Annotated in this window: 21 protein-coding genes; 14 read left to right on the forward strand and 7 right to left on the reverse strand. The window is 70.7% G+C overall.

Translation table 11 applies throughout. The features are described 5' to 3' along the window. Positions 1 to 129 precede the first annotated feature (129 nt). Together ACIA73_RS03920 and ACIA73_RS03925 are read left to right on the forward strand one after the other, a co-directional pair. Positions 130 to 594, forward strand: coding sequence for a hypothetical protein (locus tag ACIA73_RS03920; RefSeq protein ID WP_399436638.1), 465 nt, complete (start codon positions 130 to 132; stop codon positions 592 to 594). A gap of 89 nt (positions 595 to 683) precedes the next feature. Continuing rightward, positions 684 to 1,379, forward strand: a complete 696-nt coding sequence (locus ACIA73_RS03925) for a class F sortase (RefSeq protein ID WP_399436639.1) — start codon at positions 684 to 686, stop codon at positions 1,377 to 1,379. 55 nt (positions 1,380 to 1,434) lie between these two features. Here the strand turns inward: ACIA73_RS03925 and ACIA73_RS03930 are convergent, their stop codons facing one another. Beyond that, positions 1,435 to 2,085: a class I SAM-dependent methyltransferase gene (locus ACIA73_RS03930; RefSeq protein WP_399436640.1), complete on the reverse strand. Its 651-nt coding sequence runs from the start codon at positions 2,083 to 2,085 to the stop codon at positions 1,435 to 1,437. A gap of 285 nt (positions 2,086 to 2,370) precedes the next feature. On the opposite strand from ACIA73_RS03930, the gene ACIA73_RS03935 reads away from it, so the two are divergent. Continuing rightward, the gene (locus ACIA73_RS03935) at positions 2,371 to 3,129 is read left to right on the forward strand and encodes an NPP1 family protein (protein WP_399436641.1); all 759 of its coding nucleotides are present in this window, start codon (positions 2,371 to 2,373) and stop codon (positions 3,127 to 3,129) included. A gap of 40 nt (positions 3,130 to 3,169) precedes the next feature. Here ACIA73_RS03935 and ACIA73_RS03940 read toward each other — a convergent pair whose 3' ends face one another. Next, entirely contained in the window at positions 3,170 to 4,099 is a 930-nt protein-coding gene (locus ACIA73_RS03940) for a helix-turn-helix domain-containing protein (protein WP_399436642.1), read from the reverse strand. A 118-nt stretch (positions 4,100 to 4,217) separates the two neighbouring features. Between ACIA73_RS03940 and ACIA73_RS03945 the strand changes: the two genes are divergently transcribed. Then, entirely contained in the window at positions 4,218 to 5,282 is a 1,065-nt protein-coding gene (locus ACIA73_RS03945; RefSeq protein WP_399436643.1) for an NAD(P)-dependent alcohol dehydrogenase, read from the forward strand. Between the two features lie 216 nt (positions 5,283 to 5,498). On the opposite strand, the gene ACIA73_RS03950 is transcribed toward ACIA73_RS03945, so the two are convergent. Beyond that, entirely contained in the window at positions 5,499 to 5,780 is a 282-nt protein-coding gene (locus ACIA73_RS03950) for a WhiB family transcriptional regulator (RefSeq protein WP_399436644.1), read from the reverse strand. A 322-nt stretch (positions 5,781 to 6,102) separates the two neighbouring features. Here ACIA73_RS03950 and ACIA73_RS03955 point away from each other — a divergent pair, with 322 nt between their 5' ends. Next, complete coding sequence (locus ACIA73_RS03955) at positions 6,103 to 7,194, forward strand: ABC transporter ATP-binding protein (RefSeq protein WP_399436645.1); 1,092 nt, start codon at positions 6,103 to 6,105, stop codon at positions 7,192 to 7,194. Between the two features lie 76 nt (positions 7,195 to 7,270). Here ACIA73_RS03955 and ACIA73_RS03960 read toward each other — a convergent pair whose 3' ends face one another. Both ACIA73_RS03960 and ACIA73_RS03965 read right to left on the reverse strand, forming a co-directional pair. Further along, the gene (locus ACIA73_RS03960) at positions 7,271 to 8,275 is read right to left on the reverse strand and encodes an ROK family protein (RefSeq protein ID WP_399436646.1); all 1,005 of its coding nucleotides are present in this window, start codon (positions 8,273 to 8,275) and stop codon (positions 7,271 to 7,273) included. Between the two features lie 118 nt (positions 8,276 to 8,393). Further along, positions 8,394 to 9,566, reverse strand: a complete 1,173-nt coding sequence (locus ACIA73_RS03965) for a LacI family DNA-binding transcriptional regulator (RefSeq protein WP_399436647.1) — start codon at positions 9,564 to 9,566, stop codon at positions 8,394 to 8,396. A gap of 264 nt (positions 9,567 to 9,830) precedes the next feature. Here ACIA73_RS03965 and ACIA73_RS03970 point away from each other — a divergent pair, with 264 nt between their 5' ends. The 5 genes from ACIA73_RS03970 to ACIA73_RS03990 all read left to right on the forward strand — a co-directional run bounded on the left by ACIA73_RS03970 (position 9,831) and on the right by ACIA73_RS03990 (position 17,602). Next, positions 9,831 to 11,126 (forward strand): ABC transporter substrate-binding protein, encoded by a 1,296-nt coding sequence (locus tag ACIA73_RS03970; protein WP_399436648.1) that lies wholly within the window; start codon positions 9,831 to 9,833, stop codon positions 11,124 to 11,126. A 16-nt stretch (positions 11,127 to 11,142) separates the two neighbouring features. After that, positions 11,143 to 12,150 carry a carbohydrate ABC transporter permease gene (locus tag ACIA73_RS03975; RefSeq protein WP_399436649.1) on the forward strand — a complete coding sequence of 336 codons (1,008 nt, stop codon included), beginning with the start codon at positions 11,143 to 11,145 and terminating at the stop codon, positions 12,148 to 12,150. Then, positions 12,150 to 13,055: a carbohydrate ABC transporter permease gene (locus tag ACIA73_RS03980; RefSeq protein ID WP_399436650.1), complete on the forward strand. Its 906-nt coding sequence runs from the start codon at positions 12,150 to 12,152 to the stop codon at positions 13,053 to 13,055. Before ACIA73_RS03975 ends, ACIA73_RS03980 begins: the two co-directional genes overlap by 1 nt. Positions 13,056 to 13,152: 97 nt before the next feature. Then, entirely contained in the window at positions 13,153 to 14,433 is a 1,281-nt protein-coding gene (locus ACIA73_RS03985; RefSeq protein WP_399436651.1) for a glycosyl hydrolase, read from the forward strand. Between the two features lie 118 nt (positions 14,434 to 14,551). Further along, positions 14,552 to 17,602 carry an alpha-mannosidase gene (locus ACIA73_RS03990; RefSeq protein WP_399436652.1) on the forward strand — a complete coding sequence of 1,017 codons (3,051 nt, stop codon included), beginning with the start codon at positions 14,552 to 14,554 and terminating at the stop codon, positions 17,600 to 17,602. A gap of 107 nt (positions 17,603 to 17,709) precedes the next feature. Here the strand turns inward: ACIA73_RS03990 and ACIA73_RS03995 are convergent, their stop codons facing one another. Next, positions 17,710 to 18,297 carry a hypothetical protein gene (locus tag ACIA73_RS03995; RefSeq protein WP_399436653.1) on the reverse strand — a complete coding sequence of 196 codons (588 nt, stop codon included), beginning with the start codon at positions 18,295 to 18,297 and terminating at the stop codon, positions 17,710 to 17,712. 345 nt (positions 18,298 to 18,642) lie between these two features. Here ACIA73_RS03995 and ACIA73_RS04000 point away from each other — a divergent pair, with 345 nt between their 5' ends. Next, positions 18,643 to 19,995, forward strand: a complete 1,353-nt coding sequence (locus ACIA73_RS04000; RefSeq protein ID WP_399436654.1) for an MFS transporter — start codon at positions 18,643 to 18,645, stop codon at positions 19,993 to 19,995. Here the strand turns inward: ACIA73_RS04000 and ACIA73_RS04005 are convergent. Then, positions 19,988 to 20,524 (reverse strand): ArsR/SmtB family transcription factor, encoded by a 537-nt coding sequence (locus ACIA73_RS04005; RefSeq protein WP_399436655.1) that lies wholly within the window; start codon positions 20,522 to 20,524, stop codon positions 19,988 to 19,990. The two genes, ACIA73_RS04000 and ACIA73_RS04005, sit on opposite strands and share 8 nt — an antisense overlap. Positions 20,525 to 20,581: 57 nt before the next feature. Here ACIA73_RS04005 and ACIA73_RS04010 point away from each other — a divergent pair, with 57 nt between their 5' ends. From ACIA73_RS04010 to ACIA73_RS04020, 3 genes are all read left to right on the forward strand, one after another. After that, the gene (locus tag ACIA73_RS04010; protein WP_399436656.1) at positions 20,582 to 21,487 is read left to right on the forward strand and encodes a S41 family peptidase; all 906 of its coding nucleotides are present in this window, start codon (positions 20,582 to 20,584) and stop codon (positions 21,485 to 21,487) included. A gap of 114 nt (positions 21,488 to 21,601) precedes the next feature. Continuing rightward, a complete protein-coding gene (locus tag ACIA73_RS04015; RefSeq protein ID WP_399436657.1) occupies positions 21,602 to 22,570 on the forward strand; it encodes a GlxA family transcriptional regulator in 969 nt (322 codons plus the stop codon). 58 nt (positions 22,571 to 22,628) lie between these two features. Beyond that, entirely contained in the window at positions 22,629 to 23,306 is a 678-nt protein-coding gene (locus ACIA73_RS04020; protein ID WP_399436658.1) for a DJ-1/PfpI family protein, read from the forward strand. Positions 23,307 to 23,351 lie beyond the last annotated feature (45 nt).

Here is a 23,351-nt window from a genome sequence, read left to right on the forward strand (position 1 = left end):
ATCCGATGAATACGACGTCCTGACAGCTTCCTCACAAGTTCGCGCCAGCCTGTCGGCACGCCTCGCGGCGCGGGTACGCCTCCGTACCCGCGCCGCCGCCGAGGCCGAACAGGAACGGAGCCCACCCAGATGTCCTTGAAGTCCCTGAGGAACCCCCTGCGCCACGCGGTACTCGCCGCGGTCACGGCCGGAGCGATCTGCCTCCCGGCCACCACGGCCTTCGCCGACACCGCCCCGAAGCCGGCCTCCGCGTCCCCCAGCCAGGCTCCGTCCGCCGCCCCGGCCCCGGAGCGGCCGACGGCCACCCCGCCGACGGTGGCCCCGGCTCCCGACGGTGCGGCCAAGGTGCCGCGCGGCGGTGTCGCGGCCGGCGACAAGCCCGCGGTGAAGGAGCCCGCACCCGCCGCCCCCGCGCCCGCCGCCGAGCCGAGGGTGACCGCGCCGCGAGGCGGCGTCGCCGCAGGTGAGGCCGAGGCCGCGCCCGCCGACCGGACGACCGCGGTCGTGGGCAGCGCCGCAGGCGTGGCGCTCCTGCTCGCGGGCGCCGGGACCTTGGTGATCCGCCGCCGCAACGCCGCCCGACACGACGCCTGACCCACCCCGCATCCGCCGGCCGGTAGGGCCGGGCGCCCCGCAGCGGGCGCCCTCCCGCCGGCCGGCGGCCGTTCCAGGAGCCTGCCGCCATGTCCCGCACCACCACCCGTGATTCGCGTACGTCGGGGCCCCGACGGAGCACCGTTCCACGCGCCACCGCCCGCGTCCGCACCGGCCCGGCCGTCCTCTTGCTGATCGCCCTGACAGGCTGCGCCGCCCCGTCCGGCACCGCGTCCGAGCCCCGCCCGGCGGCGACCGCCGGAGCCACAGCACCGCGGACCGACCCCGCGTCACCGCCCCCCTCGGGCGACAGCGGCGCCAAGGGTGCGAGCGACACCGCCCCCGCCGCACCCGTGAGCCTGTCCATCCCCTCCATCGGCGTGAACAGTGCCGTCATGCGGCTCGGGCTCAACGCCGACGGCACGGTGGAGGTCCCGCCCGCCGACAAGGGCATGACGACCGGTTGGTACACCGGCGGCCCGGTGCCGGGCGCCCCGGGTCCCGCCGTACTGATCGGCCACAACGAGACCCGCTTCGGGCGGGCGGTCTTCCGCGATCTGAAGAAGATCGCGCAGGGGGCGGACATCACCGTCCGCGACGCCCGGGGAACGGAGGTCCACTTCAAGGTCACCGGCCGCGAGACGGTCGGCAAGAAGGCCTTCCCCACCGAGCGGGTGTACGGCGCCACCAAGGGCCGGGTGCTGCGGCTGATCACCTGCGACGGCGCCTTCGACGCCCAGGGCCACCCGGTGGACAACCTGATCGTCTACGCGATGCGCTCGTGACAGGGGGGCGCTCGTGACAGGCGGGGTGCTGGTGACCGGCGGGGTGTCCGCCCGGTCAGCCCTGCGGACGCGGTTCCTCGCGGCGGCAGTGCAGGAAGAGGTGTGGCTCGGGGCCTGCGCCCGGGTGCGTGGGCGTGAACAGGAGGCTGTCCGCGTGGGTCACGGCCAGCCCCGCCTGCCGTACGACGACGGTGAAGTCCTCGGCGGCGAAGCTCGTCACCCGTACGTCCTGGCCCATGAAGACACCCTGGACGCCCTCGACGTCCAGCGGGACCGTCGCCACCACGCAGTGCCCGCCGGGGCGCAGGGCGCGCGCGAGCCGGCGCAGCAGTGCGGACTGTTCTGCGCGTGACATCTGGAGCAGCGAGAAGTAGACACAGACCGCGTCGAACGAAGCGTCCTCCAGGGGCATTTCACGGATGTCCGCGTGCCGGAAGTCCGCCCCCGGCACCTGTTTGCGCGCGAGGCCGACCATGACGGGGGAGACGTCGACCCCCAGCACCTGGTGCCCGGCGGCGGCCAGAGTGGCCGCGGTGGGCTGCCCCGTACCACTCCCCACATCGAGGACCCGGCTGCCCGGCGCCAGTTCCGCCAGCAGGAGCCGCAGCGAGTGGTGGTGGGCGGGGGCCCCGCCGAAGGCTTGCTCGTACTCCGCCCCCAGTGCGTCGAAAACGGCCGCCGCCGGGGGCGTGCGCTCCTGGTCCATGGCGGTACGTCCCCTCGTCCTGTGCGTCGTGTCGTCCTGTGCGTCCTGCGCCGTGCTCCCGCGGCGTCCGCGCATCGTTCCATGACCACCGTTCCTCCACAACTCCGCCGGTGCGCACCACACTTGGCCCTGCGACGGCAGGGGCGCGGAGGCCCGCGAGCGCCAGGAGGTTCGTTCAACCTGGGATGGGCATGTCAAGGCAAGGTGTACGCAGGACCGCCCATGCCGGACGACGACCACCGGACCACCACCGGACGACGACCAGGGGACTCAGTGAAGACGACGATGACACGGATCCGCAGAACATCCCTCGTGCTGGGCAGCGCCGTCGCGCTGGTCGTCGCGGCGTCCGCCGGCGCCCACGCCGCACCGCCGCAGGCCCTGCCCGCGCAGGCGGACGCGCTGGAGCGCACGTACCAGCCGGCCCTCGACTACGACACCGACGGCTGCTATCCGACCCCCGCCATCGGGCCTGACGGGACGGTCAACGGCGGCCTGAAGCCCTCCGGGGCCCTCAACGGCCAGTGCCGTGACGCGCCAGACCTCGACAACACCAACAGTTACTCCCGCCAGAAGTGCAACAACGGCTGGTGCGCCGTGATGTACGGCCTGTACTTCGAGAAGGACCAGGCCCTGCCGGGCAGCGGACTCGGCGGTCACCGCCACGACTGGGAGCACATCGTCGTCTGGGTGCAGAACAACGAGGCGCGTTACGTCGCCACCTCCGCGCACGGCAACTTCGACATCCACTCCCGCGACCGCATCCGCTGGGACGGGACGCACCCCAAGGTCGTCTACCACAAGGACGGCGCGAGCACGCACTGCTTCCGCCCCGCGAGCGCCCAGGACGAACCCCCGGAGAATCACCGGGGCACCTGGCAGCTCCCCGCCCTCGTCGGCTGGAACGGCTACCCTGCGGGCCTTCGCGACAAGCTCAGCGGTACCGACTTCGGCAGTGCCGTCTTCGGTCTCAAGGACGGCAACTTCGCGGCCCACCTCGCCAAGGCCAAACCTTCCGGAATCCCCTTCGACCCGTACGCGTAATCCCGTACGCGTAAGTACGAGCCGTACGCGTAGTACGGCGCTACTTGCCCGTCGGCCCGGCCGGTCCCGCCGATCCCGCCGACCCCGCCCGGATCGCGTCCGCTCCCCAGCTGGCGAGCAGGCGCAGCCCCTGGGCGGAGGCCGAGCCGGGCTCCGCGTGGTAGGTCACGAGGGACTGGTCGTGGTCGTCGGGCAGGCGCAGCGTCTCGTACGACAGGGTCAGCTCGCCGACCAGCGGGTGGTGCAGACGCTTGATGCCGTGGCCCTTCTCCCGTACGTCGTGCCTGGCCCACAGGGTGCGGAACTCCTCGCTCTTCACGGAGAGTTCACCCACCAGCGCGGAGAGCAGCGGGTCGTTGGGGAAGCAGCCGGCGTCCATCCGCAGGAAGCTCACCATGTCCGAAGCCTTCTGGTCCCAGTCCACGAACAGTTCGCGCGCACCGGGGTGCAGAAAGCAGATACGTGCCCAATTGCGCTCCTCGGGCGGCAGCGCGGCCCAGTCGCCGAAGAGGGCCGCGGCCATCCGGTTCCAGGCCAGGATGTCGGAGCGGCGGCCGACCACATAGGCGGGAATGCCCTCCATGGCGTCCATCAGGTGGTGCAGCGCCGGGCGTGCGTGCTGCGGGCGGGCGGGGCGCTTCTTCTTGTGCTGCTTGGGCTTGGCCAGGTGCGTCAGGTGGGAGTGCTCGGCGTCGGTGAGGCGCAGGGCCCGGGCGATCGCGTCGAGGACCTCTCCGGAGACATTGCGGCCGTTGCCCTGTTCGAGGCGGGTGTAGTACGCCACGGACACCCCGGCGAGCTGGGCGAGCTCCTCACGGCGCAGACCGGGCACCCGCCGGTGGCGCCCGAAGTTCGGCAGGCCGACGTCCTCCGGCTGCAACCGTGCCCTGCGGGTGCGCAGGAACTCGCTGAGCTCGGCGCGGCCGTCGAGGGGCTCGGGGCTGGGGGGAGGCGTTGACCGGTCGTCCATGCCTGCAAGTATCCAGGGTCGTACGCACCCGAGGCTGACCCCGCCAGTAGTAGGACCACTGGACGTAGGCAGAGTGGTGACCTGGGTGGATGCCTCCATGGGTGGCACGGTGGATGCCATGACCACCGCACAGACCCCCACGACCACCACCGTCTCCGCCTACGCGGCACCGTCCGCCAAGGCCCCCCTGGAGCGCACCACCATCGAGCGCCGCCCGGTGGGTCCCTCCGACGTACTGATCGACATCAAGTACGCCGGAATCTGTCACTCGGACATCCACCAGGCGCGCGACGGCTGGGGCGAGGGCATCTTCCCGATGGTTCCCGGCCACGAGATCGCCGGCATCGTCACCGAGGTCGGCTCCGCCGTGACCGGGTTCACCGTCGGCGACCGCGTCGGCGTCGGCTGCATGGTGGACTCCTGCCGCGAGTGCGAGAACTGCAAGGCGGGCCTGGAGCAGTACTGCGTCAAGGGCAACATCGGCACGTACAACGCCCTCGACAAGAACGGCGAGCCCACCTACGGCGGCTACTCCACGCACGTCGTCGTCGACGAGGCCTTCACCCTGCGCATCCCCGACGGCCTCGCCCTGGACGTCGCCGCGCCGCTGCTCTGCGCGGGCATCACCACGTACTCGCCGCTGCACCGCTGGCAGGCGGGCCCCGGCAAGAAGGTCGCCGTCGTCGGCCTCGGCGGTCTCGGCCACATGGCCGTCAAGATCGCGCACGCCATGGGCGCCGAGGTGACCGTCCTCTCGCAGTCCCTGCGCAAGAAGGACGACGGCCTGAAGCTGGGCGCCGCGCACTACTACGCGACCAGCGACGACGCCACCTTCGAGCAGCTCGCGGGCTCCTTCGACCTGATCCTCTCGACCGTCTCCGCGCCGCTGCCCCTGGACAGGTACCTGGGCCTGCTGCGCTCGGAGGGCGCCTTCGTGAACGTCGGCGCCCCCGAGGAGCCGGTCTCCCTCAACCTGTTCTCCGTGATCGGCGGCGGCAAGACCCTCGCCGGCTCCATGATCGGCGGCATCCGCGAGACCCAGGAAATGCTGGACTTCTGCGCCGAGCACAACCTGGGCGCGGAGATCGAACTGATCGACGCCGACAAGATCAACGAGGCTTACGAGCGGGTCCTGGCCAGCGACGTGCGCTACCGCTTCGTGATCGACACGTCCACCATCTGACAGTCGTCCGACAGGGGCGACGGCCGGCGGGCGAGACCGCCGACCGCGCCGACACCCGAGCGGGCGGACCCGGACACCACCGGATCCGCCCGCTCGGCGTGTGCGTGGAAAACTCCGTGGGAACTCCGTGGGAACGCCGCGTCACGTCAGTCGCTGCCGTCGCCGGGCGGCAAAGCGGCAGCAATCACCACACCACAGGCTCCTACGGGGCGGCGCTCAGCGGCGGTTCTTCAGGCGGTCCGCCAGTTCGCGGCGTTCCCTTGCCGTGAAGCCGCCCCAAATGCCCTCCGGGATACGGTGATTCACCGCCCATTGGAAACACCGGGCCCGTACCTCGCACACTTCGCAGACATCTTTCGCGCGGCGCTCATCGGCCTCGGAGGTGTCGTTCGAGCCCACCGGGAAGAATATTTCGGGATCGGCTTCCACACACAATGCCTGGCGCTGCCAGTTCAAGTCCCGGCGAATCTGTCGCGGCAGTCCGGTAATTCGGGTCATGGGGAACCCCTCGGGTCGTGGCACGGGTGCTGCTCGGCCGCAGTCCGGGCCCTGGATGGTGGAATATCGCCGACCGGTCCGACTCCCTCCACCCTTGTGAGCGGCGGCCCGGGGGTCAATGCACCGAAAGTCCCGGCCGCCGGGACCTTCGTCACCCGACCTCACCCGATCTCACCGTTCCCCGGGGCACTTTGACAATTCACCGGGCGCCGAGCAGGCTGTTTTCGCGTGCGAATTCCGCCTTTTCCGGCGAGGTTTCGGCGTATCCCCTCCTCACTCGGATCGTCCGGCACGTACCGCCGGTGAAAGGGACGACGCACCCATGGCAGATATTACTTTCGACCGGGCGAGCTGTATTTACCCCGGAGCCGAACGCCCCTCGGTGGACGCACTCGACCTGCATGTCGAGGACGGTGAATTCCTCGTCCTCGTCGGCCCCTCCGGCTGCGGCAAGTCCACCACACTGCGCATGCTGGCCGGCCTGGAGGACGTCAGCAGCGGCACCATCAGCATCGGCGGACGCGACGTCACCCACCTGCCGCCCAAGGAGCGGGACATCTCCATGGTGTTCCAGAACTACGCGCTCTACCCGCATATGACGGTCTCTCAGAACATGGGCTTCGCCCTGCGGATCGCCAAGGTCCCCAAGGAGGAGATCGCCCGGCGGGTGGCGGAGGCGGCGAAGATCCTCGACCTCACCGAGTACTTGGAGCGCAAGCCCAAGGCGCTCTCCGGCGGCCAGCGCCAGCGCGTCGCCATGGGCCGGGCGATCGTCCGCGAGCCGCAGGTGTTCCTGATGGACGAGCCGCTCTCCAACCTCGACGCCAAGCTACGGGTGCAGACCCGCGCCGAGATCGCCCGCCTCCAGCGGAGGCTGGAGACCACCACGGTCTACGTCACGCACGACCAGGTCGAGGCCATGACGATGGGCGACCGGGTCGCCGTACTCAAGGACGGCCTGCTCCAGCAGGCAGCCTCGCCGCGCACCATGTACGACCGGCCCGCCAACAAGTTCGTGGCCGGCTTCATCGGCTCGCCCGCGATGAACCTCATCTCGCTGCCGCTGCACGAGGACGGCATCCGGTTCGGCGGCACCACCCTCAGGATCAGCCGGGCCGCCCGCGAGGCGGCGGGCGGCCCCACCGTCACGCTGGGCATCCGGCCCGAACACCTCGACTTCCATGCGAAGCACAGCGACAAGGGACTGCCGGTCACCTTCTTCACCGTGGAGGAGCTGGGCTCGGACGGGTACGCCTACGGCGACATCTCGCTCGACGACGGCACCGAAGTGCCCCTGACCGTCCGCACGTTCGGCCGCGAGGGCGCTCTGCGCGACCAGACGGTCCGGGTCGTCCCACGGCAGGACGAACTGCACCTGTTCTCGGACGTGACAGGTGAGAGGCTGTCCGACTGACCCGCCGGAAACGGGGTGGTGCCGGAACGCGTCCCCGTTCCGGCACCACCCCAGCTCCCTCTTGCCGCTCCTGCCCTCAGCCCGCCGGGGCCTCCGCCGCGAAGGCGACCGCCGCCGCACCCACCAGGCCCGCGTCGGTGCCCGTCTCGGCGGGTTCCACCCGTACACCACGGGTGAAGGAGAGCGTGGCGTAGCGCTCCAACTCCCTGCGTACCCGGTCGAAGAGCAGGTCACCGGCCCGCGCCACCCCGCCGCCGATCACCACCACCTCCAGCTCGACCAGCGCGGCGGTCCCGGCCACCGAGGCGGCCACCGCACGCGCCGCACGGTCGAACGCCGCCAGCGGCGCCGCCTCACCGTCGCGGGCGGCCTCGGCCACCGCCTGGGCGGTCGCGGGCGTACCGGCCGGCGGGCTCCAGCCGTGGGCGACCGCGTAGCGCACGATGCTCGGGCCGCTGGCCAGGCGCTCGACGCAGCCCCGCGCGCCGCAGGGGCACTCCTCGCCCTCCACGTCCACACTCATATGGCCGATGTGACCGGCGTTGCCGGACAGCCCGGTGTAGAGCTTGCCGTCGAGGACCAGCCCACCGCCGACGCCGGTGGAGACCACCATGCACAGGGCGTTGGTACGGCCCCGGGCCGCGCCGCACCAGAACTCGGCGGCAGCCACCGCGGGGCCGTCACCTATGAGGCGCACCGGCAGCCCTGCGACCGTGCCGCGCACCCGCTCGGCCAACGGAAAGCCGCGCCAGCCGGGGATGTTGACCGGGCTGACGGTCCCCTCCGCGGTGTTCACCGGGCCCGCGCAGCCGATGCCCACCCCCTTCACCCGGGACCAGGCCGGATGGGTCCGCAGCTCGTCGAGCACCCGGTGCACCTGCGCGATCAGCACCTCGGCGCCCTCGGTGGCGGGGGTCGGCAGCTGGACGCGGACCAGCAGCGCGCCGGAGGAGTCGACGAGGGCACCGGCGATCTTGGTGCCACCGATGTCGATGGCGGCGACGAGGGCGCGACCGCCGCTCTCCGATGCGGCACCGGCGGGGGTGGGACTGTGCTGGGGAAGCGGAAGGGGAAGAGTCATGGCGTGTCGCTCGCTCGTCTCGTGGGCGGGGAAGAGGGACGGGGAGGGGAGGGAGTCCGGGGAGGGGGAGGCGCTCAAGGTGGGGCTCGGGGCTCAACGCCCCCGCCTCACGACCGCTTTACGACGCCGTCCGCTGCTCGGGCACCGTCGCGTCGCCCTCCGCCGGCCGCGCCGAACTCTCGCGGGGCTCCAGCTGGGGCAACGGGTCCTGGAGGCAACGCGGTTCGGAACCGGCCAGCAGGCTCAGCACCTCGGTGGCCGCCCGGTGGCCGAACGCTCCCGGTTCGCGGGAGAGCGCGGTGATCCGGGGGTGGAAGGTACGGCAGATCGCGGAGTCCTCCCAGGACACCACGGACACGTCCTGCGGGATGCGCAGCCCGCGTTCCGAGGCGACGCCCGCCGCGGCCACGGCCATGACCTCGTTGTGGCAGATGAGGGCGGTGGGGCGCATCGGTCCCGAGAGGAGTCTGCGGGCCGCCCTGACACCCTGGTGGTCGCTGAAGTCGGTGGTCACGGAGACCGTGTGGTCCAGGCCCAGGCGCCGGGCGGTGGAGCGCAGGGCGGCGATCCGGCGGGCCGTGTGGGCGAGGCCCGGCGGGCCCGCCATGTGCGCGATGCGGCGGTGTCCGAGCTCGTACAGGTGCTGAATGATCAGTTCCATCGCGCCGGCGTCGTCCGCCCAGAGGTTGGAGAGGCGGGCGCGGCGGCCGTAGACGGTCATCGGGTGGGGGGCGTTGCCCGGGCGTGCGGTGCCGGGGGCCTCCATCGCGCCGACCACCACGGCGGGCATCCGGAGGGTCGCCAGCACCTCCGGGCGCGGGTCGCTGACCCGGGGGTCGACCACGATCACCCCGTCCACCCGGCCCTCGGCCCACCAGCGCCGGTAGAGGTCGCACTCGGCCTCGATGTCGTCGACCATCTGGAAGACGAGGGCGTGGTCGTGCGGGGCCAGTCCGGCCTGGATGCCGGAGACCACCTGGAGGAAGAAGGCCTCGACGCCGAGGCTGCCCGCCGGGCGGGCCAGCACCATGCCGATCGCCCGGGAGCGTTCGTCCGCCGGTGCCGGGCCGCCGCCCGGTCCGGTGCGCCGGCCGAGCCGTTCCGCGACGGCGATCACCCGGCGCCGGGTCGCGTCCGAGACGCCGGGCCGGTTGTTCAGGGCGAAGGACACCGCGCTCGTGGACACCCCCGCCTCGCGGGCGACCTCCTTGAGGGTCGGGACGCGGGGCGGCCGCTGTTCCCCGGTGTCCCACGCGGGACGACGGCTGTTCGCTATGTGTGAGGGCTCCATTGCCCCGGGCGCACCCATGTCCGCAGAAATCCCTTCGGGTAGCTCCTACGCGCCACAGTAACGCCTCACATATTCCTCTCCCTAAGCTGGTCCGCCAGGGCCCGGGCGCCCCCACTTTAGAGAATTTAGTCCTTTTTAGTTGCTCTGACCTGCGGCTTTATGATTTTTAGTTGTTTAACCAGCGTTGACGTAAAGGGAATTGAACTACAGGCTGCTGCCGAGCTCTTCGCACCAGGCAAGAACCCAGGCAAGGAGTAAGTTCCCATGTCCATTCGTCGCAGCGTCGCGATCCGGACAGCTGTTGGTCTCGGCACCGTCCTCTGTCTTTCCGTTGTCACCGCCTGCGGTGGCGGGGGGTCGGGCCAGGGCTCGTCCACCGACGGCAAGGTCGAGGGCAGTATCAAGTTCCAGACCTGGAATCTCCGGGCGAACTTCAAGGACTACTTCGAAGGGGCCATCAAGGACTTCGAGAAGCAGCACCCGGGGACCAGCGTCAAGTGGGTGGACCAGCCCGCCGACGGATACCCCGACAAGCTGAGCGCCGACGCCTCGGCCGGCTCGCTGCCCGACGTCGTGAACCTCTCGCCGGACCTCGCCTACCCGCTGGCCAAGGCGGGGCTGCTGCTGAACCTGGACAAGGACAAGGTCGCCTCGAAGTTCAAGTCCGAGTACCTGGAAGGTGCTTGGAAGGGTTTCGAGATGCCCGGCATGGACGGCACGTACTCCTTCCCCTGGTATCTCAACAGCGGGCCGCTCTTCTACAACAAGAAGATGTTCAAGGACGGCGGAGCGGACCCGCAGAAGCCGCCGAAGACATTCGACGAACTCTTTTCCACCGCCGAGCAGTTGGCGAAGCAGGGCAAGGCCACTCTCGGACAGCCGCCGACCATCGAGGACTTCGGGCGTTACGGCGTCGAACCGATGGACAAGGACGGAAAGAAGTTCACGCTCAACAGTGCCGAGGGCGTCGAACTCCTCACCAAGTACAAGAAGTTGTACGACGACGGCGGTCTGCACAAGCAGACGCTGACGCTGAAGGACGACTCCACGGGCACGAAGTTCCTCCAGCAGGAAATAGCGATGAACCCGGGCAGCGCACACGACCTGGACAACTTCAAGAAGAGCGCCCCGTCGCTGTACGACAACCTCGGCGTCACCGACGTCCCCACCAACACCGGCAAGCAGAACATGTACCTCCAGGGTCTGTCGGTGAACTCGCAGAGCGAGAACGCGGCCACCGCCGTCGCCTTCGCCCACTTCCTCACCGACCAGCGCAACCAGGAGGCCTTCGCCCACAAGGTCGCGGTCTTCCCCTCCACCAAGGGCTCGCTGGACAAGGAGTACTGGACCAAGGACGACGGCACCGCGGAGGGCAGGATCCGGGTGGCCTCGGCGAAGATGCTCCCCGAGGCGGTGAACTACACGCCGGTGCTGTTCAGCGACGAGATGAAGACGATCCTGCGCAACGAGATCGCCAAGTGCTTCCAGGGCAAGGCGTCCCCGAAGGCCTCTCTCGACAGTGCCGTGGAGCAGATGAACAAGCTCCTCGAACAGAACTGACGGGACGGTAGCCCCCGTGAGCACCTCCTCCGAAACGGCCCCGGCGGCCCGCGCGCACCCGGCGGCTCCCACCGCGCCGTCCGCCGGTTCCGGGTCCAAGGGCGGCTCGTCCGCCCGCCGCCGCGCCTTTGGGCCCGGCGGCGGGCGGGGCTCCCGCCGCACCCACCGGGCGCTCAGCCCCTGGCTGCTGCTGGCCCCTGGCCTGCTGATCACCCTGGCGTTCAACCTCTACCCGTTCCTCGCGACGGTCTGGAAGTCCTTCACCGACGCCCGTACCCTCACCGAGGGCAAGTTCGTCGGCTTCGACAACTTCCAGGCGCTCTTCCACGACGAACAGTTCTGGGTGGCGCTGCGCAACAGTGCGCTGTACGTCGTGGTGGTCGTCCCGCTGCTGGTCTTCCTGCCCCTGCTGCTCGCCCTGCTGGTGCAGAAGCACGTGCCGGGCATCGCCTTCTTCCGCTCCGCCTTCTACACCCCCGTGGTGGCCTCCGTCGTGGTCGTCGCCCTGATGTGGGTGTGGATGCTGGACGACCGGGGCTTCATCAACGGGGTCCTGCAGATGCTGGGCGTCGACCCGGTGCCGTTCCTCTCCAACCAGTGGCTGCTGCTGCTGAGTTCGATGCTGCTGACGGTCTGGAAGGGCCTCGGCTACTACATGATCATTTACTTGGCCGCGCTGACCAACGTGCCGCGCGAGCTGCACGAGGCCGCCGAGGTGGACGGGGCCGGTCCGATCCGCCGCTTCTTCTCCATCACGGTGCCCGCGGTCCGCCCGACCATGGTGCTGGTGGGCGCGCTGTCCTCGGTGTCCGCCTTCAAGGTCTTCTCCGAGGTCTTCATGATCGCCGGTCCGACCGGTGGCCCCGGCGGGCAGGACACCACGCTGGTGATGCTGATCCAGCGGGTCGGCACCGGGCTCCAGGGACGTACCGGATACGCGTCGGCGATCTCGATCACGCTGTTCGTCCTGACGCTGATCCTGATGCTCTTCGTGCTGCGGGCCGACCGGAAGGACAAGGACTGATGACCACCACGACCCCCTCCCCGGCAGTCCCGGCCGCCCCCGCCGCGTCCAGGAAGGCCCCGCCGCACAAGCCCCGCCGGCGCACCGCCACCTGGCGGCTGGTGATGCGCTATCTGGCGCTGACCGTGGTCCTGCTGATCATGATCGGCCCGTTCCTGTGGCAGCTGTCCACCTCGCTCAAGGGCGCAGGCGAGGACATCTTCACCTCGCCGCCCCAACTGCTGCCCCAGCACCCCACCCTGGACAACTACAAGGGCGTCGCGGACATCATCCCGGTCTGGGACTACATCCTGAACTCCCTGAAGGTGGCCGTCACCAACGTCCTGACGAACGTCGCCGGCGCGGCCATGGCCGGCTACGCACTGGCCCGCCTGCGCTTCAAGGGGCGCGCGGTGGCCTCGCTGGTGTTCGTCGCGGCGCTGCTGGTCCCGATGGAGGCGATCATGATCGCCCAGTTCGCGACCATGCGCAGCCTCGACCTGAACGACACCCTCGTCTCGGTGGTGCTGCCCGGCTGCATCGGTGCGATGAACGTGCTGCTGATGCGCAACGCCTTCAGCGCGATCCCGTACGAGATCGAGGAAGCGGCCATCGTCGACGGCGCCAACGTCTGGCAGCGGTTCACCAAGGTGGCGCTGCCCGCGGTCAAGGGCACCCTCGCGGTCGTCGCGATCTTCGCCTTCATGGGCGCCTGGGACGACTTCCTGTGGCCGCTCATCGTGCTCTCGGACTCCGAGAACTTCACGCTCACCGTCGGACTCAACTTCCTGCACGGCACCTTCGCCAACAACCAGCGGGTGGTCGCGGCCGGCACCATCATCGCCGTCGCCCCGCTGATCGTGATGTTCGCCTGTCTGCAGCGCTTCTTCTTCAAGGGCGTCGGCGAGGGCGCGGTCAAGGGCTGACCCCCCGGGCCCGGTCCCCGGCCCCTGTGTTCGGGCCCGGCCCGGCCCACGACCCGCCTCGCCCGCCTCCGCCCCGTACCACCTCTGGAGCCTCTCCATGGCCGCCCCTCCCTCCCCCCGCACCCCCCGCCGGCCCCGCTTCGGCGTCAACTACACCCCCAGCCAGGGCTGGTTCCACCACTGGCTGGACTACGACCCGAGCGCGGTGCGTGCCGACCTGGAGTCGATCGCCGCGCTCGGCCTGGACCACGTACGGGTCTTCCCGCTCTGGCCGTACTTCCAGCCCAACCGCTCCCTGATCCGGCCCAAGGCCGTGGAGCAACTGCTCGACATGGCCGACGCGGCGGCCGCACTCGGTCTCGACGTCAACGTCGACGGCCTCCAGGGCCACCTGTCCAGCTTCGACTTCCTCCCCGCCTGGACCCGCACCTGGCACCGCCGCAACCTCTTCACCGACCCGGACGTCGTCTCCGGCCAGGCCGAGTACCTCAAGACGCTCGCCCAGGCCCTGTCCGACCGGCCCAACTTCATCGGCATGACCCTCGGCAACGAGGTCAACCAGTTCTCCGCCGACCCGCACCCCGACCCCGACCGGGCCACCCCCGAGCAGATCGACGCCTGGCTGACCACGATGCTCGCCGCCTGCGAGGAGGGCGCCCCCGGCCGCGCACATCTGCACGCCGAGTACGACGCCACCTGGTACCAGGACGACATGCCGTTCACCCCCGACCACGCCGCCCGGCACGGCGCGATGACGGCGGTGCACTCCTGGGTCTTCAACGGCACCGCCCAGCTGCACGGCCGGGCCTCGGTGCCCAGCGAGCACCACGCCGCCTACCTGGTCGAACTGTCGAAGGCGTGGGCCCGCGACCCGCACCGCCCGGTCTGGCTCCAGGAGGTGGGCGCACCCGCCCCGCTGGTACCGCCCCAACACGCCGCCGAGTTCACCGAGGCGACCGTGCGCAACGCGCTGGACTGCCCGGACCTGTGGGGCGTCACCTGGTGGTGCTCGCACGACGTGTCGCGCACGCTGGCCGACTTCCCCGAGCTGGAGTACGGCCTCGGACTGCTCACCAACGACCGCAGGCCCAAGGACACCGCGCGGGTACTGGAGCGGTACGCCCGCGAACACGCCGACGGCACCCGTACCTACGCGCCCGCCCCCCGTACCACCGCACTCGTGGTGGACGCCGGCGACAGCCTGACCACCCCGGCCCGGTCGGTGTGCGCCCCGGGCGGCGCCTTCTACGAGGCGTTCTTCCGGCTCACCGCGGAGGGTGCCCGCCCCACCGCCGTACTCGCCTCGCGGGCCACCGACACCGAACACCTCGCGGCGCGCGGCATCACCGAGGTGGTCACCGTGGAGCAGGTCGCCTGACACTCCCCACACGCCCCACCCCTCACCCTCGTACCAACTGTTTCGCCTCTCCCGTCACACTCACCAGCATTGCCCCCTCTCGGCACAGCAGCATCACCGCAAGAAGGAGACCTCCCCCATGCATGACGACCGCGGACTCGTCGAAGGCCGGCTCAAGCGCGTCCTGGACGAGCGCATCCGCCCGGCCGTATATCCCGTCTCGGTACCCCTGGAGGTCGCCGTGTGGGACGCCCCCGGCGAGCCGGTGCCCGTCGCCGAGGGCCTGGCCGCCGCGCCGAAGCCGGTCGCGGTCGGCGACATGTGGGGCAAGCCGTGGGGCACCAGCTGGTTCACGGTGACCGGGACCGTGCCCGAGGAGTGGGCGGGCCGGCACGTCGAGGCGATCCTCGACCTCGGGTTCGACGAGAACATGCCGGGCTTCCAGTGCGAGGGCCTGGTCTACCGCCCCGACGGCACCCCGGTGAAGGGCCTCAACCCGCGCAACCAGTGGGTGCGCGTCGGTGCCCCCGCCGAGGGCGGCGAAAGGGTCGAGCTGCGCATCGAGGGCGCCTCCAACCCCGTACTCCTCGACTACCACCCCTTCCTGCCCACCCAGCTCGGCGACATCGAGACCTCGCACTCCAACCCGCTCTACAAGATCGAGCGGATGGACCTCGCCGTCTTCGACGAGACGGTCTGGCAGCTGGTGATCGACCTGGAGGTACTGGGCGAGCTGATGGCGGAACTGCCCGTCGAGTCCGCCCGCCGCTACGACATCCTGCGCGCGGTCGACCGGGCGCTGGACGCGGTCAACCTCCAGGACGTCAACGGCACTGCGGCCGCCGCCCGTTCGTGCCTGGAGGACGTGCTGTCCACGCCCGCCGAGCCCTCCGCCCACCGGATCACCGCGGTCGGCCACGCCCACATCGACTCCGCGTGGCTGTGGCCGCTGCGCGAGACGGTCCGCAAGGTCGCGCGTACGACGTCCAACATGACGGCGCTCCTGGAGGACGAGCCGGACTTCGTCTTCGCGATGTCGCAGGCCCAGCAGTGGGCGTGGATCAAGGAGCACCGGCCCGAGGTGTGGGCGAAGGTCGTCGCGGCGGTCGAGGACGGCCGGTTCGTGCCGACCGGCGGCATGTGGGTGGAGGCCGACACCAACATGCCGGGCTCCGAGGCGATGGCCAGGCAGTTCGTGCACGGCAAGCGGTTCTTCCTCGACGAGTTCGGGGTCGAGAACGACGAGGCCTGGCTGCCGGACACCTTCGGCTTCGCGGCCGGGCTGCCGCAGATCATCAAGGCGTCCGGCGCCAAGTGGCTGCTCACCCAGAAGATCTCCTGGTCCCAGGTGAACAAGTTCCCGCACCACACCTTCCAGTGGGAGGGCATCGACGGCACCCGGATCTTCACCCACTTCCCGCCCGTCGACACCTACAACTGCTCGATGAAGGGCAGCGAGATCGCCCACGCGGCGAAGAACTTCAAGGACAAGGGCGTCGCCTCGGTCTCCCTCGCCCCGACCGGCTGGGGCGACGGCGGTGGCGGCACCACCCGCGAAATGATCGCCAAGGCGGCCAGGCTGAAGGACCTGGAGGGCTCCGCGAAGGTCGAGTGGGGCACCCCCGCCGAGTTCTTCGAGAAGGCGCAGGCCGAGTACCCGAAGCCGCCCGTGTGGGTGGGCGAGCTGTACCTGGAACTGCACCGGGCGACCCTGACCAGCCAGGCCGGCACCAAGCAGGGCAACCGCAGGAGCGAGCACCTGCTCCGCGAGGCAGAACTCTGGGCGGCCACCGCCGCCGTACGCGCTCGGTTCCCGTACCCCTACGAGGACCTGGACCGTATCTGGAAGACGGTCCTGCTCCACCAGTTCCACGACATCCTGCCCGGCTCCTCCATCGCCTGGGTACACCGCGAGGCGGAGGCCACCTACCGCAAGGTCGCCGACGAGCTCAACGCGATCATCGAAGCGGCCCAGACGGCGCTGGCCGGCGAGGGCAGCACCCCCCTCGTCTTCAACTCCGCCCCGCACACCCGCGACGGCGTCACCGCGGGCGGCGCCTCGACTCCCGTACGCGGCGACAGCGCACGCCTGACCCGCTCCGACGACGGAAACCTCGTCCTCGACAACGGGCTGCTGCGCGTCGTCGTCGACCCGCGCGGACTGATCGTCTCGGCGTACGACCTCGTCGCCGGACGCGAGGCACTCACCCCCGGCTCCCCGGCCAACCTCCTCCAGATCCACCCCGACTTCCCCAACATGTGGGACGCCTGGGACGTCGACGCCTTCTACCGCAACACCGTCACCGACCTCACCGACGCGGACGAGGTGGCCGCGGCCCCCCAGCCGTCCGGCGACGGCGCCGCGGCGGTACGCGTCGTGCGCTCCTTCGGCGACTCGAAGGCCACCCAGCTCCTCACCCTGCGCCCCGGCTCGCGCCGCCTCGACATCGACACCGAGGTGGACTGGCACGAGACGGAGAAGTTCCTGAAGCTCTCCTTCCCGCTCGATGTGCACGCCGAGCGGTACGCGTCGGAGACCCAGTTCGGCCACTTCTACCGCGCCACCCACACCAACACCTCTTGGGAGGCCGCCAAGTTCGAGGCCTGCAACCACCGCTTCGTCCACCTGGAGGAGCCGGGCTGGGGCGTCGCGCTGGTCACCGACTCGACGTACGGCCACGACGTGACCCGCGCCGTGCGCGACGGCGGGGACGGCACGAACGCGGACGGCGGTACGACGACCACGCTGCGCGCCTCGCTGCTGCGCGCGCCGCGCTTCCCCGACCCGGAGACCGACCAGGGCGTGCACCGCTTCCGGCACTCGCTGGTCCCGGGCGCCACCATCGGCGACGCGGTCCGCGAGGGCTACCGGGTGAACCTGCCCGAGCGCGTACTGGCCGGTGCCGGCGAGGTCGCCCCGCTGGTCACCGTCGAGCACGACGCGGTCGTGGTGACCGCACTCAAGCTGGCCGACGACGGCAGCGGCGACGTCGTGGTCCGCTTCCACGAGGCCCACGGCGGCCGCGCCAGGACGGTCCTCACCCCGGGCTTCCCGGCGGCCGACGTGGTCGCCACCGATCTGCTGGAACGCCCGTTGGAGGGCGCACGCCCCGAGCCGGTGGCCGAGGGCGGACTGACCGTGGAACTCCGCCCGTTCGAACTGCGGACGCTGCGGTTCCGGCTGAGCTGAACACAGGCTCCGAAAGCGCTGCGGGGCCGTCGCCGACGTGAGGAAACGTCAGCGGCGGCCCCGCACGCAGTTCGCCTAAGAGCCTGTGTCTAAAGGAAAAGTGCCCCTCAGCCGAAGATGTCCAGGAGATCCGTCCAGGAGCCGTCGTCGGCCGCCTGGCGGGGCCGCACCGGGCGCGGATCCGGCCAGGTCTCGGCCGCGGCCCTCGCGCGGACGATGTCCGGCCCGCCGCACGCCTCGACCGCGAACGCACCGAAGACCTTCGCGAACGCGGCCGGGTCGCGGAACTCCACGCCGTACGCCCGGCCGTCCCGCAGCGGCACCCACACCACCCGGTCGCACCGCGGCCAGTCCACCGCCAAGCGGTCGTCCGCGGTCGACCGTCCCTCCAGCCACAGCCGCGCCACATGCAGCAGGTTCACCTTCTCCATCGCCAACCGTTTGCGCCGCACCCGCAGTTCACGCGCCGTCAGCTCGACCCGCTGGTCCTTCCTCGGGTACCAGGAGACGCCGATCCCGAACGGCACCCACAACAGGACCCCGATCATCGGCCAGACCAGCGCATCGCCCCACGACCGCAACAGCCCGCCGTCCAGCAGATACAGGACCCCGAAGACCACGACCCACTTCGCCGTCATCCGCCAGAACCCGCTGCCCTGCCGGTACAGCACCCGCCGCTTCCCCGTCGTCACCATGCCGGACACGCTATCCACCGCCCCGCGGCACTCCGTGGGCACCCTCGACCCCCGAAATCCACAGGCTCTCACCGCCACCGGCCCGCCCACCGGTCGCGTAGCATCGTTGTCATGTCTGCTTCTTCGTGCGGGGCCTGCGCCGCAGTGACGAGGACGTTCCGCTAGCGGCGGTACGTCTCTCCTCATTTCCGCAGAACGTGTCGTCGCTTCGTGGTCGAACCGAAGCGGCACGTCGGTGCTGCTCGGAACTTCTTCTGAGCAACGGAGCACTTGGTGATTTCAGGCATTCCTTCAACGTGCCGGGACACATCGTCCCCGGTGCGCGCACGGCTGGTGCTGTGCTGCATGGCCATGCTGCAGTTCTTCATCGCGGTCGACGTGACGGTGGTCAACGTCGCCCTGCCCTCGATCGGCGCCCACTTCGGCGTCGACGGTCATGCGCTGACCTGGGTGGTGGTCGGCTACACGATCACCGGTGGCGGGCTGCTGATGCTCGGCGGCCGGCTGGGCGACCTGCTCGGCAGGCGCCGCGTCCTTCTTCTCGGTACCACTGTCTTCGGTGCGGCGTCGCTGCTGGCGGGCCTCGCACCCTCCTTCGCCGTGCTGGTAGCCGCCCGACTGCTGCAGGGAGTCGGTGAGGCGCTCGCGCTGCCTGCCGCGATGTCGGTGATCGTGCTCCTGTTCCCCGAAGGGCCGCGCCGGTCACGGGCGTTGAGCGTGTGGGCGGCCGTCGCGAGCTGCGGCCTCGTCCTCGGGTTCGTGGTCTCCGGGTTCCTCACCGAACTGCTCGGCTGGCGGTGGATCTTCCTGGTGACCGTCCCGTTCATCCTCGCCGTACTCATGGCAGCGGCCGTCCTCGTGCCGGGCGAACGCCCTTCCGGGGGCGCGCCGTTGGACCTCCCCGGATCGCTCCTGCTGGTTTCGGCCCCGCTGCTCCTCACCTTCGGAGTCGTGGAAGCGGGCGAGGGCGGCGCAGGAGGCGGCAGGCCGCCATGGCTTGCGCCGGTGGCTCTGGTGGGTGCGGCAGTGGCCGGGGCCCTGTTCATCGGCGTCGAGCGGCGCTCACCCAACCCGCTCGTGCCGCTGCGATTGTTCCGCAACCGTCCCCGCGTCCTGGCCAACCTCGCCACCGCGTTGCTGAGCGCGGCACTGTCCACCTCGTTCGTACTCTTCACCTACTACTTGCAGGACCGGCTGGGCGCCGGGCCGCTCCGGGCCGGAGTGACCATGCTTCCCCTGGCGGTGACCCTGATCGCTGCCTCGGTGCTGGTCCCTCGCGTACTCGAACGGCGGGGCGCCCGCACCTGCGTCCTGGCCGGGGTCTGCTGCACCGCTCTGGCGATGGCCGCCATCGCCCTGGTCGCGCACTCCGGGGCCACCGGTCCTGCGATGATTCCGGCCATGGTGCTCATCGCCGCCGGGATGTGCCTGGGAATCGTCGGGCTGCAGTACGTCGCGGTGAGCGGCGTGACCGAAGAGGACGCCGGCATCGTCTCCGGCGTCCAGCGGGCCGCTGACCAACTGGGCGGCTCCACCGGGATCACCCTGTACGTCGGCCTCGGCTTCGCGCCCACCCTGCACGGCACCGACCCCTTCCTCGCCAGTACCTTCCTGGCCCTCGCCGGACTGGTCGTCGCCGGATTCGTCACCTGGCGGATCTCCGTACCCACGGAGGTGACGGCGGAGCCGGTCAGCTGACCTCACCGGTCGGCTGCGCCTGCTGATAGAGCGTCACCAGCACGCCGTGCACGGGCTGGTCCTCCGTTCCCTCCTCGGCCTCGTCGACCAGTCGGGTGAGGGCCTCGCCGAGCTCTCTTGCCTTTGCGGGGCTGAGGCGCAGGTGGCGCAGTGTCAGGTGGGGTTCGGTGGGGGAGCGGTCCAGCTCCTGGGCGACCGCGGCGAGCATCGCCGCGGTGCCCGCCGCCCGGGGTTCGGCGACGACCATGTGGCGGGCCGTGCGTTGGTAGTACTGCTCGGTGCCGCCCCGTACCTGGCGGGTCTCGGCGATGTGGACCAGCCCGGCTTCGCGCAACACCTTGAGGTGGTGGGCCGCGTTGCCCTTCTTCGCTTCGAGTCGCGCCGCGAGTTGGCTGAGGGTGGCGGGCCGCTGGCCCAGCGCGAACAGCAGCCGCTGGCGCAACGGATGGGCGAGCGCCGCGAACTGCTCGGGTGCGCCGATCTCCAGGACGTCCTCAGGAGGCGGCAGGTGGGGAGGCTGATCAGGCATAACGAAAGTGTCTAAAACAATTGACGCTTTCGCAAGGGCGGTGCTCTACTCCCTGCCATGACCACTGTGACGAAGCTTCTGCCTGCCGCCGCCATCGATGAAACCGTACGACTGCTGACCGGGCACTACGTCTTCCCCGAGGTGGCCGATCAGCTCGCCGGCCTGCTGCGAGGGCGTCTCGCCCAGGGCGCCTACGACGTCGACGACGCCTCGGAACTCGCCCGTCTGGTCACCGCGGACCTGCAGTCCGTCAACGGAGACCGGCACCTGAGACTGAAACACCACGCCGACCCGGTGTCCCCGGAGCAGGGGGCGGCCACCCTGGACTCCATGCGCCGGGACTTCGACAGCTCGCTGGGCGGTGCGCCCCGGGTGCAGCTGCTCGACGGAGGTGTCGCCGTGGTGGAGCTGGCGCCGATGCTGTTTCCGCTGGACTGGGCCGCCGCACCGCTGGGCGCCGCGCTCACCCTGGCCTCCCGCGCCGAGGCGCTGATCGTGGACCTTCGCTCCAACCGGGGCGGCGACCCGGACACGGTCGCCTTCGTCTGCGGCTACCTGCTCGATGAGCGCACCCACCTCAACTCCATGTACTGGCGCGACGGCGAACGCAGCGAACAGTCCTGGAGCCTGCCGCACGTCCCCGGCGAGCGCTTCGGCGGCAGCAAGCCGTTGTACGTGCTGTCCAGCGCCAGCAGCTTCTCCGCCGCCGAGGAACTGGCGTACGACCTCCAGCAGCTCGGCCGCGCCGTCGTCGTCGGCGAACCCACCCGCGGCGGCGCACACCCGTGCAAGGGCTGGACCGTGCACCCCCACCTGGAAGCCACCATCCCCGGGGGCCGCGCCATCAACCCCGTCTCCGGTACGAACTGGGAGGGCATCGGCGTCCAACCGGACATCCCGTGCGCTGCTGCCGACGCCCTCGACCGCGCCCACGCGCTGGCCCTCGCCCGGCTGGCAGGCTGACCCCGGCCCGGGGGCCGACCCCGACCGGCAGGCTGACACGGAGACCCCGACGCTGGCCGGAATCGTCATATCCGTGTCCTTGCCGCCATCGGCGGAGATGGCCACGATGAAGGGGTGAGCAACCGACGCATCGTCTTCGCCGTCTTTCCCGACTTCCAGATCCTCGATCTGACCGGACCCCACGAGGTATTCACCCAGGCGGCACGGCTCACCGGAGGCATCGTCCTCGGCACCGTGGCCGCCGCGCCGGGCCCCGTGCCTTCGAGCGGCGGTCTCGCCGTCTCCCCGACCCTGACGACCGATGAGGACGCAGGGCCCGTGGACACGCTGATCGCCGTGGGCGGCCCGGGGGTCCACCGGGCCTGCGAGGACGGACGCTTCGTCGACTGGTTCGCCCGCACCGCCCACCGTGCCCGCCGAACCGCCTCCGTGTGCAGCGGCGCCTTCCTGCTGGGTGCCGCCGGGCTTCTCGACGGACGGCGCGCGGTCACCCACTGGGCGCGCTGCGACCAGCTGGCCGAGCAGTATCCGCAGGTCACGGTCGAGCCCGACCCGATCTTCGTCAGGGACGACGAGGTATGGACCTCGGCGGGTGTCACCGCGGGCATGGACCTCGCGCTCGCCATGACCGAGGACGACCACGGGCCCGAAATCGCCCGCGCCATCGCCCGTCAGATGGTGATGTTCGTGCAACGCCCGGGAGGCCAGGCGCAGTTCAGCGCCCAGCTGACTGCCCAGCGCCCGGGGCGGGCGCCGTTGCGCGACGTCCTCGCCTGGATCGCGGACCACCTGGACCGTGATCTCGGCGTGGCCGCGCTCGCGGCGCGCGCCGCGATGAGCGAACGGAACTTCACCCGCGTCTTCCGTGCGGAGACCGGCCGCACTCCCGCCGCGTACGTCGAGAGCGCCCGCATCGAGGCCGCCAGGCGGCTCCTGGAGACCACCCCCGCCACCTTGGAATCGGTGGCACACGCCTGCGGCTTCGGAACCGTGGAGACCCTGCACCGCAGCTTCAGGCGGACGCTCCGGGTCACCCCCGGCGAGTACCGCAGGCACTTCTCCGCGCACACCACCGTCGCCTGACACCGGCGTCATCCCGAACCGCCGCCTGACACCGGCGTCACCCCGAAAGGCACGCTCCATGCGTATCGTCATCCCGCTCTTCGACGGATTTACCGCGCTCGACGTCGCCGGCCCGTACGAGATTCTTCGCATGCTGCCGGAGTCCGACGTCGTCTTCGCCGCTGCCGCTCCAGGCGCCCACGCGGACGGCGAGGGCCTGCTCCACCTCGTCGCGACGGCCTCCTTCTCCGAGGTCACGGAAGCCGACCTCCTGCTGGTGCCCGGTGGTCCGGGCGCACGCGCCGGACTCACCGACGAGGCGCTGCTCGACTGGATCCGTCGGCTCCACGCCACCACCGCGTGGACCACGTCGGTGTGCACCGGCTCGTTGCTGCTCGGCGCGGCCGGCCTGCTCAACGGCCTGGAGGCCACCACTCACTGGGGGGCCATCGACACCCTGGAGTCGTACGGCGCCACCTACACGGCGCGTCGCGTGGTGGAACAGCCGGGCGGCATCGTCACCGCCGCCGGGGTCTCCTCGGGCATCGACATGGCCCTACGACTGGCGGAACTGATCGCCGGGCGGGTCGCCGCCGAGGCGTACCAGCTCGCCATCGAGTACGACCCCCAGCCGCCCTTCGACTCCGGCTCGTACGCCAAGGCCTCCCCGGAAGCGAAGCAGTACCTGGCGGACCGCCCGCGCCGCACGGCCCGCTCCGCGCTCGCGGCTCCCGCGGCACCGGGAGGAACTGACTAGTACCGGCGCCGCGACGAGCCACCCCCAAAAGCTGTGTGGAGGACC

Origin of the sequence: Streptomyces sp. NPDC051561 (genome assembly GCF_044454195.1) — a bacterium.
Taxonomy (GTDB): Bacteria; Actinomycetota; Actinomycetes; order Streptomycetales; family Streptomycetaceae; genus Streptomyces.